Origin of the sequence: Nonomuraea composti, assembly GCF_012034275.1 — a bacterium.
GTDB lineage: Bacteria > Actinomycetota > Actinomycetes > Streptosporangiales > Streptosporangiaceae > Nonomuraea > Nonomuraea composti.
The window spans coordinates 45,244-52,373 of sequence record NZ_JAATEP010000069.1 but is presented as its reverse complement, the minus strand read 5'-3'; the positions used below and the strand labels follow the sequence as shown (position 1 = coordinate 52,373).

Sequence of the window (7,130 nt, the reverse complement as noted above, 5' to 3'; positions counted from 1 at the left end):
ACCGGTTCCTGGAGCCCGTCCTCGCCACGCGGAGGCGTACCGGCGGTGAACGAGATGACCTCGCGCAGGTCCGGGAGAGCGTAAACAGTGATCTTGTTGAGGTCGGACACGTCGGCCACCAGAGTCTCGGCCTGGTTGACGGCCAGCAGCCGATCCCGGTCACGGGGCGCGGGAGGGATGGGCACCTCGGCCAGCGTTCTCCCTCGTCCCTCTGTCTCCAGCACGGCCAGCCGGTCGGCGGCCTTGCCGTCGACCTTGCCGATGCGAACCACCATGGAGCGCCCTGCACCGAGCAGCGCCGGCGGGCTGTACGCGGCCAGCCCGTCATCGGCGCGCAGCTCCCAGCCGGTCACGCTGACCCGGTCGCGGTGCACCACGACAGGGTCGGCCGGCGTGCCCAGCAAGGGGCCGACCACGCCGGTGTAGGAGATGACAGGCCCTGTGTGCCGTCGCGGTGGCGTGCCCTTCCCGGCCCCGACGAGCATCCACACGCCGTCTCCCTCGTTGACGGCGACGTGATCACCGGTCGGAGAGATGGCGGGGCGCCGGCACGAGCTGTAGGCGGCGGTGGACACGTAACGGGCCAGCTCCCGCCCGTCGGACACCCGGATGACCCGGTAGACGGCCTTGCCGCCGTCATAGGGTTTGCGGCACACGGTCAGGACGCCGCCGTCACCCGACAGCGCGGTCTCCACCGAACTCGGCACCGACCTGCCGCGCCGATCTTCGAACTCGCGCACGGCCCCGGTGCGCAGGTCGAGGGAGACCAGGGAGTTCGGGCCATGAAGCCGCGCGCCCACGAGGGTGTGCTCATCAGGGCCGAACCACACCTGCAGCAGGCCGGGAAAGCGCTTCGGCAGGTTCTGGAGCCGCTGGGTCCTCAGGTCCCACACGCGCAGCCGGCCGTCGAACGTCACCGTCGCGATCCGCTCGGCGCTCGGTGAGAAGGAGACGATGTTCAGGCTGCCGTCCCGCCCTCCGCTGGCGAACTTCTGCGGTGCGGCACCGGGCAGTTGGTGAGCCGGCCCCACGATGATGTCGTTCTCGGCATGGCGTATGTCATGCCAGAACATCGAGTCGCTGCCGTCCCGCGCGTAAGCGATGCGCCGGCCGTCCCTGCTGATCAGCGGGAAGGCCAGGTTGCCCGGCAGGCCGAGATGCCTGCGCAGCACCCTGCCGCCGGCGTGGCGGACGAACAGCGTTCCGCGGCCGCCCACGGACGTCCCCAGCAGGACCTTGCCGTCGGCGCTCATCGCGGTGTTCATGATCAGCCCTTCGAACCCCGCCAGCATCCAGGCGGCATCTTTGAGCTGGTCGTACCGCTGCAGCAGGGCGTTCGTCGCCTCCTGCGTGGGCGCGACCTCGTAGGCGGCGACGGCCGCCAGGGCGGCCAGCCCCGGGTCGCCCTCCAGCATGTCCTCGATGGAGCTCGCCAGCATCCGGGACGCGTTCTCGCCCGCCTGCACGGCGCTGACCTGCCGCTGGACGATACCGAAGGTGGCCAGGGCGACGATCAGCACGAGCACCACCGCCAGGGTGAACCACGCCGTACGCCTGCGCCGCCGTTCGGTGCGGGCCTGCTCACGGGACGAGGCCAGGAACCGCCGCTGCTCCTCGGTCAGGTCGTCCTCGCGCCCGCCCGCCCACTGATCGATCGCCGCAAGTTGGGCGCCGGTCAGCAACGGCCCGCCACGCTGCCGGCGCCGCACGTCCTGCTCCAGCTCCGCCTGCCCGGCCAGGAACCTCCTGTCCCTGTCCACCTGGTCACGCAGCATGGGCCAGGCCGTGATCAACGCCTCATGGGCGAGTTCGGCGCTCTCCGGCCGGCCCTCGCCGCCGTGCAGCACCAGCAGCCGCTCCTTGGCGAACGCCGCCGCGATCTCCCACTGGGTCTCGTCCACCTCGTCACGGGTGAGCCTGCGACGCAGCAGGATCTGGCTGTCGGGCAGCATCCGCACCAGCTTGGTGAGCAGCCGCCGAGCCGCCTCCTCCTGCTCTGGACGGCCCGTGAACAGGCCGCTCCACGTCTGCTTGGCGTGCTGTTCCAGCGCGCCCGACACCCGCCCCAGCCGCTCGTACGCCGCGTTGCGCAGGTAACCGCCGTCCTGCTGGTCCCACAGTTGCTGCAGGACGAAACCGAGGAGCGGCAGGACGCCCGGCTCGCCGCCCGCGTCGTCCAGGATGCGGCGGGCCAGCCCCGGCTCGTACCGCACGGCAGGGAGCCGCTCGACGGGCTTGGTGATCACCTCCTCGAGCTGCCCGGCCGACATGGGAGTGAGCGGCAACGTCCGTCCGCCGAGCAGCGCCGGCCCCAGGCGAGGATGCCGCAGCACCGCGTCCACCAGGTCGGAGCGCAACATGACCAGGACGCGGGCGCCGCCGTCGCGGGCGAACAGTAGGTCGGTCAGCTCGTCGAGCTCGGCCGGGGTACGGTTCAGCAGTGCTTCCGCCTGGTCGAGGACGACGATCAGCTCGCCGGCGGTGGTGCCGCGCACGCCGTGGAGCGTGTCCGCGAGCCCCTTGTCCGCGAGCCACTTCTCGATCTGGCCGGCGCCGTCCACGCGGGCCGGACCGTAGCGTCCCGACCTGACGGCCTCGTACAGCTCGGTGGCCAGCGCGGAGCGCATCGACGAGATCCGCCCCGCGTTGAACACCAGCGCGTCGTGCCCATCCGCCCGGACCCGGGGCACCACACCGGCCAGGGCCAGCGACGACTTGCCGCAGCCCGAAGGCCCGTACATCGTGACGGTGCGCGCCTGGTAAAGGACGGTCACGACCGTGTCGACGTCCTCCTTCCGGCCGAAGAAGACGTCGGCGTCGCCCTCCTCGTACGGCTTCAGCCCGCGAAACGGGGAGGGCGGGCGGATCAAGTGGCCGAGTGCCGGGATCTCCCGCACGATCGTCCTCGTCCGCAGCGCGTACGCCTGCTGCGCGTCGCCCACCGGCTGCGCGGCCACCACCAGCCCGATCACCGCGCTCAGCGCGTCGTCCCAGACGGGGCTGCCGCTGAAGCCCGGCCGGACGTGCACGGTCTGCCCGTGTGCCCTGGACAGCTGCATCCAGCCCTCACTCGTCGGGCCACCGAGCCTGCCCTCGAACCAGTCGCCGCCCGGCGCGTCACGCGGAAATCCGACCACGCGTACCTGGCCGCCCCCCACCGCGCCGGGATCGGCCATGGCGAGCGGGCGGGCGCCGGGGACCGGCTCCGGCAGGCGGAGCAGGGCGAGGTCGCCGGTCCGGTCGGCCCTGATGGGCACCCAGGTCTCGACCACGGCCGGCCATCTCGGGCGCGCGTCACCGCCGGCCGGAGGCTCGGACAGCGGAAACTCCACCACGACCGGCGTCCCCTCGGCGACCGGCTCCTGCCGGGGCCGCTCCAGCGCGTCCGACACCACATGGGCGCAGGTCAGCACCAGGCTCGGCGCGATGACGAAGCCCGCGCCGCCCAGGGCGTCGTGCCGCCCCATGATCCGGACGACCGCCGCGGCCAGCGCCTCGTGCGGGCCGCCCGGCCAGGCCCACGCCGTCTCCGCCATCAGCCTCCTCCAACCCCCCGGGGCCGCTGCCGGCCGCCGGCGGTCACTCGCCCGGCGTGCCCGGCCGCTCGCGCTTCCACGTCAAGCTCACCGAGAAGTTGGCCTCGGTTGCCGTACTCGCGATGACGACGTCCGCTTCGGCCGACAGGGAGACCCCGAACTCCAGCACCATCTCGTCCGGCGCGTTCACCAGCCCCTGGAACCGCGTGACGAAACTCTCCGCCACGGGCCGCACGGTCTCCAGCATCCGGCCGAGCGAGCGTTCGGCCCGTACGACGGTCCCGCCGCCCCTGCCGACCCGGACGAGTGCTTCGTCCACCTCACGGATCTGCACCCGGACCACGTCATCGCCGTCGTCACCCACGGGAACCTCGACCGTGTGCACCGGACGAACACTCACAGCATCCTCACTTTCCCGCGGCCGGTGTGACAACGGCGCGGCCACACACTTCCACATGGTGAGTTGACTGCGAGAAGAGCCGATGGTTCGGCGCCGGAACGGTTTAATTCCCGCAGACGGATGTCGCAGTTTACCGAACCGCAGTGCGACCGGCAGGGCTTGTCGAGAATGTCGAGTTCACGGAATCAGCGCGATTCCACCAGCGGCTTCGGCCGTCCCGCCCCACCGTCGTGGCGTCGTGGCGTGGACGGGCCCTGGCGTGTGCTCGTGCCGTACCTCCTTTTTCCAGGGGTGTCCGCCGTTGAATTCCTTTCCACTTCACTAATCCGGGTGAAAGAGATGTCCCGCCAGCACATGGACATTCCGTAATTTGCCGGGAGCGAGGGCCACTTCACTGGACACTTTCGCGCGGGGCGGGCGGTCAGGGCCGGGGGAACGGGCCCGTGCGGGACCTCGGCACGCCGGTCGAGCGGGTCCCTGTCCGTCATGGCTCGGCAGGGAGGACGCCGGAGAGCTTATGGGTCAGAAATCGGGAAAGATCAGGTTCCGGGGCGCCGTCCGCGCCATCCTTGGAAGGTGCAGACGATCGACCTCCTTCACTCCCTCTACGCCCGGCGGTTGCGCCGTCAGGTGATGGCGGGCCCCCTGCCCCGCCACGTCGGCCTGATCATGGACGGCAACCGGCGCTGGGCCAAGCAGATGGGCATGGCCAACCCGAGCATGGGCCACAAGTACGGCGCCGACCACATCGAACACGTGCTGACCTGGTGCGAAGGGCTCGGCATCCAGCATCTGACCGTGTTCCTGTGCTCGACCGAGAACCTGCAGCGGCGCGGCGACGAGGAGGTGGCGTTCCTGCTGAGGGTGATCGAGCAGATGGTCGCCGACCACTTCGACCGGCCCGACGCGCGCTGGCGGGTGCACGTGGCCGGGATGCTCGACATCCTGCCCGACACCACCGCCCGCGCGCTCAAGAGCGCCGTCGAGGCCACCCGTACCTGCGACACCGGCTTCCATCTCACGCTGGCCATCGGGTACGGCGGCCGGCAGGAGGTCATCGAGGCGTTGCGCGAGCTGCTGTACGAGCGGGCCGAGGCCGGCCAGTCCATGGTGGAGCTGGCCTCGACCCTGACGGTGGACGACGTGGCCCGCCACCTCTACACGGCCGGGCAGCCCGACCCCGACCTGGTCATCAGGACCAGCGGGGAGCAGCGCATGTCGAACTTCCTGCTCTGGCAGTCCGCCTATTCCGAGCTGTACTTCTGTGAGGCGTTCTGGCCGGCGTTCCGGGAGATCGACTTCCTGCGCGCGTTGCGCAGCTTCGCGGCCCGGCAGCGGCGTTACGGGAGCTGAGAGGCGAGCCCCTCACAAGGGACAAAACCGGTTGCCGGGGGAGTGGCGCCGGTGGTGGGGTGTCCCGGTGAATCGTGATGAGGTGCTGGCCGCGTTCGATCGGGAGCTGCGGCGCGAGGCCGTCGCCGGCGAGCCGGGGGCGGTGGTCGAGCGTGACGGGGGCGTGGTCCGGCAGGTGGGGCCCGAGGACGGCTGGAACGGCGTCCTCTGGTCCGGCCTGAGCACCGGGCAGGACGCCGACGCCGCCATCGCCGCGCAGGTGCGGCGGTTCGGGGCGCTGGGGCGTTCGTTCGAGTGGAAGCTGTACGGCCACGACCGGCCCGCCGACCTGGGTGACCGCCTCCTGGCCGCCGGGTTCGTCCCCGAGCCGGCCGAGACGCTCATGGTGGCCAGGGCGGCCGACCTGCCCGCCGCGCCCGCCCTGGAGGGGATCCGGCTCGTCCCGGTGACCGATCAGGACGGCGTCGAGCTGGTCGCCGACGTGCACGACGCGGCCTTCGGGGGCGCCGCCCGCGTCCGCATCAGGGAAAGGCTGCTCGCCCAGCTCGCCGCCGGGACCGTCGTCGCGGTCGTCGCCATGGCCGGCGACGTGCCCGTCAGCGCCGCCCGCATGGAGCTGCACCCGGGCACCCGGTTCGCCGGCTTGTGGGGCGGCGGCACCGTGCCGGAGTGGCGCGGCCGGGGCGTCTACCGGGCGCTGGTCGCCTACCGGGCCCGCGAGGCGGTGGCGCGCGGCTACGAGTATCTGCAGGTGGACGCCTCCGACCAGAGCCGCCCCATCCTGCTGCGGCTGGGCTTCGCCGAGCTCACCACGACGACGCCGTACGTCCATCCTTGAGTACCCTTGATCTGCCCGTCCGTGAGAAGGAGCGAGAAGGAGCACGTCACGAACCCGCGAGAGCTCGGCCTGCTGGCCGACTGCGAGAGCTGCTTCGGCCTGTGCTGCGTCGCGCTGCCGTTCGCGGCCTCGGCCGACTTCGCCGTGGACAAGGCCGGCGGGCAGCCCTGCCACAACCTGCGTGACGACTTCCGCTGCTCCATCCACGCGCAGCTCAGGGAGCGCGGGTTCCCCGGCTGCACCGTCTTCGACTGCTTCGGGGCCGGGCAGAAGGTCTCGCAGGTCACGTACGAGGGGCGCAGCTGGCGCGAGGAGCCGGCGACGGCGCGGCAGATGTACGCCGTCTTCCCCGTCATGCGGCAGCTCCACGAGCTGCTGTGGTATCTCGCCGAGGCGCTGACCCTGGAGGCGGCGCGGCCGTTGCACGACGCGCTGCGGGCCGCGCTCGACGAGACCGAGCGGCTCACCCGGCAGGGCGCCGACGCGCTGGAAAAGCTCGACGTCGCCGCCCACCGGGGCGAGGTCAACGAGCTGCTGCTGCGGGCGAGCGAGCTGGCGCGGGCGGGGCTCAAGGGCAAGGAACGCCGGGGGGCCGACCTGATCGGCGCCCGGCTGAAGGGGGCTGACCTGCGCGGGGCCAACCTGCGCGGGGCGTACCTCATCGGGGCCGACCTGCGGGGCGCCGACCTGCGGCAGGCCGACCTCATCGGGGCCGACCTGCGGGGCGCGGACCTGTCGGGGGCCGATCTGACGGGCTCCGTCTTCCTGACGCAGGCGCAGGTGAACGCGGCCCGGGGCGACTCCGCCACCCGGCTGCCCGGCTCGCTGTCCCGGCCCGCCCATTGGACGGACGGCGGCGGGGGCGCGGGGCAGCGCCGACCGGCCGGCACCGGACGGCCCGCCCAAGGCGCGAGCCGAGGCAAGGGCGCGAGCGGGGGCCGGGCTCAGGGGCGGGGCCGAGGCCAGGGCGGGGACCAGGGCCGGGGTACGGGGCGCCGATCGC

The 7,130-nt window shown here is 72.2% G+C and carries 4 protein-coding genes and 1 pseudogene; 3 read left to right on the top strand and 2 right to left on the bottom strand.

Annotated features, from left to right (window positions below; translation table 11 throughout):
* Together HCN51_RS50770 and HCN51_RS50765 are read right to left on the bottom strand one after the other, a co-directional pair.
* The coding region (locus HCN51_RS50770) for an nSTAND1 domain-containing NTPase (RefSeq protein ID WP_168020037.1) at window positions 1-3,536 on the bottom strand (3,536 nt) is incomplete at its 3' end.
* Window positions 3,537-3,579: 43 nt separating this feature from the next.
* Complete coding sequence (locus tag HCN51_RS50765) at window positions 3,580-3,936, bottom strand: CU044_2847 family protein (protein WP_168020036.1); 357 nt, start codon at window positions 3,934-3,936, stop codon at window positions 3,580-3,582.
* A gap of 633 nt (window positions 3,937-4,569) precedes the next feature.
* On the opposite strand from HCN51_RS50765, the gene uppS reads away from it, so the two are divergent.
* The 3 genes and pseudogenes from uppS to HCN51_RS50750 all read left to right on the top strand — a co-directional run.
* Window positions 4,570-5,289, top strand: a complete 720-nt coding sequence (gene uppS, locus HCN51_RS50760; RefSeq protein ID WP_240974106.1) for a polyprenyl diphosphate synthase — start codon at window positions 4,570-4,572, stop codon at window positions 5,287-5,289.
* Between the two features lie 67 nt (window positions 5,290-5,356).
* A complete protein-coding gene (locus HCN51_RS50755) occupies window positions 5,357-6,127 on the top strand; it encodes a GNAT family N-acetyltransferase (RefSeq protein WP_168020011.1) in 771 nt (256 codons plus the stop codon).
* A gap of 21 nt (window positions 6,128-6,148) precedes the next feature.
* Window positions 6,149-6,973 (top strand): annotated as a pseudogene (locus tag HCN51_RS50750) (pentapeptide repeat-containing protein); the annotation flags it as partial.
* Between the last annotated feature and the right edge of the window lie 157 nt (window positions 6,974-7,130).